Origin of the sequence: Cupriavidus sp. WS (assembly GCF_000395345.1) — a bacterium.
In the GTDB taxonomy this organism is placed as follows: domain Bacteria; phylum Pseudomonadota; class Gammaproteobacteria; order Burkholderiales; family Burkholderiaceae; genus Cupriavidus; species Cupriavidus basilensis_B.
In genome coordinates, this window is sequence record NZ_AQPL01000482.1 from 1 (window position 1) to 2,934 (window position 2,934).

General features: G+C 59.1%; 3 protein-coding genes and 1 pseudogene. All 4 read left to right on the plus strand.

All coding sequences use genetic code 11. The features are described 5' to 3' along the window. A partial coding sequence (locus K206_RS0132065; protein WP_196812947.1) for an efflux RND transporter permease subunit occupies positions 1–696 on the plus strand: 696 nt, incomplete at its 5' end. A 50-nt stretch (positions 697–746) separates the two neighbouring features. Further along, complete coding sequence (locus K206_RS0132070) at positions 747–1,697, plus strand: cation diffusion facilitator family transporter (protein WP_004635344.1); 951 nt, start codon at positions 747–749, stop codon at positions 1,695–1,697. Position 1,698: 1 nt separating this feature from the next. Continuing rightward, positions 1,699–2,376: a heavy metal homeostasis two-component system response regulator CzcR gene (gene czcR / locus K206_RS0132075; protein ID WP_008646724.1), complete on the plus strand. Its 678-nt coding sequence runs from the start codon at positions 1,699–1,701 to the stop codon at positions 2,374–2,376. Positions 2,377–2,380: 4 nt separating this feature from the next. Then, positions 2,381–2,934, plus strand: a pseudogene (czcS, locus tag K206_RS0132080) (sensor histidine kinase CzcS); the annotation flags it as partial.

The following is a 2,934-nucleotide window of genomic DNA, read 5'->3' on the forward strand; positions in this document are numbered from 1 at the left end:
ATCAGTGCCAACGTTCGTGGACGTGATATTGGTTCATTCGTGCCCGAGGCGGAAGCGGCTATCCAAAGCCAGGTCAAGATCCCGGCTGGCTACTGGATGACATGGGGTGGCACCTTTGAGCAACTGCAGTCCGCCACCACCCGCCTGCAGGTGGTAGTGCCGGTGGCGCTGTTGCTGGTCTTCGTACTGTTGTTTGCGATGTTCAACAACATCAAGGATGGCTTGCTAGTCTTCACGGGCATTCCCTTTGCGCTGACTGGCGGGATTCTTGCCCTGTGGATACGCGGCATTCCGATGTCCATTACTGCAGCGGTGGGCTTCATCGCGCTGTGCGGGGTGGCGGTGCTCAATGGTCTGGTGATGCTGTCGTTTATCCGATCGCTGCGCGAAGAAGGGCATTCCCTCGACAGCGCGGTCCGAGTTGGCGCCCTGACGCGACTGCGTCCGGTGCTGATGACGGCCCTGGTGGCATCCCTGGGTTTCGTGCCGATGGCCATCGCCACCGGTACGGGCGCTGAGGTGCAACGTCCCCTCGCAACGGTGGTAATCGGTGGCATCTTGTCGTCCACGGCGCTGACCCTACTGGTGTTGCCGGTGCTCTATCGACTTGCTCACCGCAAGGATGAGGACGCGGAAGATACTCGCGAGCCAGTCACTCAGACGCATCAACCGGATCAAGGCCGCCAGCCTGCATGACGTAAATCCTTGGGCGGTCATCGTACCGCCCAATTTTTATAGGAGTTTCTATGGGCGCAGGTCACTCACACGACCATCCCGGTGGCAACGAGCGATCGCTCAAGATCGCCCTTGCGCTGACCGGTACGTTCCTGATTGCCGAAGTGGTCGGTGGTGTCATGACGAAGAGCCTGGCGTTGATCTCCGACGCCGCGCACATGCTCACGGACACCGTCGCACTGGCCATCGCACTGGCTGCTATTGCGATCGCCAAGCGACCCGCGGACAAGAAGCGGACATTTGGCTACTACCGTTTTGAGATTCTTGCCGCGGCCTTTAACGCATTGCTGCTGTTCGGTGTGGCTATCTACATCCTGTACGAAGCCTACCTGCGGCTGAAATCGCCACCTCAGATTGAGTCAACCGGCATGTTCGTCGTGGCTGTGCTGGGCCTGATCATCAATCTCATCAGCATGCGCATGCTGTCCTCCGGGCAAAGCAGCAGCCTGAACGTGAAGGGTGCTTATCTGGAAGTCTGGAGCGATCTGCTCGGGTCGGTTGGCGTCATCGCCGGTGCGATCATCATCCGCTTCACGGGCTGGGCGTGGGTCGACTCCGCCATTGCGGTGCTGATCGGCCTCTGGGTACTGCCTCGCACGTGGATCCTGCTGAAGTCGAGCCTGAATGTGCTGCTCGAAGGCGTACCCGATGACGTGGATCTGGCAGAGGTTGAGAAGCAAATTCTGGCGACGCCCGGGGTAAAAAGCTTCCATGACCTCCACATCTGGGCACTTACCAGCGGCAAGGCGAGCTTGACGGTTCATGTCGTGAATGACACGGCCGTCAACCCGGAAATGGAAGTGCTACCGGAATTGAAGCAGATGCTGGCTGACAAATTCGATATCACGCACGTGACCATTCAGTTCGAACTGGCACCATGCGAACAAGCGGATGCAGCTCAGCATTTCAATGCATCGCCAGCACTGGTCGGATCGAAGTCGCTTGCTGCAGGAGGAAACTAAGGTGCGGGTACTTGTTGTAGAAGACGAACCGCGTACTGCGGAGTATTTGCAGAAGGGATTGTCGGAGTCGGGTTTCGTGGTCGACATCGCGAACAATGGTGGCGATGGGCTCCACATGGCGGAAGAGACCGACTACGACGTCATCATCCTGGACGTCATGCTGCCAGGTATGGACGGGTGGACGGTCATCAAGTCCATTCGATCCAAGTCCGAGACACCCGTACTGTTTCTGACGGCGCTGGATGATGTGGCGGATCGTGTCAGAGGCTTCGAGTTGGGGGCAGACGATTACCTGGTCAAGCCCTTCGCCTTTGCCGAGCTCCTTGCCCGTATCCGGCGTTGCTTGCGCCAAAGCACCTCGAAGGAGTCCGAGCGATTGCGCATTGCCGATCTGGACATCGACGTGCTTGGAAGGCGGGTATTCCGGGGAACTACCCGCATTGAATTGACGAATCAGGAGTTCTCGCTGTTGCACCTGCTCATGCGCCGGAGAGGGGAGGTGCTGTCGCGAACCACGATCGCGTCCCAGGTCTGGGACGTCAACTTCGACACGGATACCAATGTCGTTGACGTCGCGATCCGGCGCCTGAGATCCAAGGTGGATGATCCCTTCGATCAAAAGCTGATCCATACCGTACGGGGAATGGGCTATGTCCTCGACCCAGAGCGCGGCCGGTGACGGAATGAGGCCCGGGACTTCGATAACCCCGCTGTCACTGACGAGGCGGCTTGGGCTCTTCTTTGCATTGGTACTGTCTATCGCGCTGGCCAGCATGGGCGCCTTTGCTTACTACTCGCTCGCCGCGCAACTCGAGGCCAGAGACGATGAGGTTGTAAAGGGAAAACTCGAACAGGTCGAGCATTTCTTGCGCGAGGTGGACGGGGTGCAGGGCGTCCCGGCGGCGCAGCATCGCTTCGATGATCTGGTGCGAGGTTACTCGGACCTCATCGTTCGCGTCACGGCGCTGGATGGCCGGCTTTTGTTTCGCACGGGCAACGATGCATTGCTGGAAGGCACTGACCAAGCGGCGGTCACGGGAAAGTCATCGCTCATGTTCCAGTCCGCCGATGCGGTGTTGGGGCGAGACGGTACGCGGGCGACGGTGTTCGTGGCGAAGTCTGGCGAGGACAGGAAGCAGGTGACTGCGCGATTCCGGACGACGCTCGTGCTTGGTACCACCGTCGGTGTGATATTGACGGCCCTGGTGGGGGCGGCCGAACCTGTCAGATTTTTTGT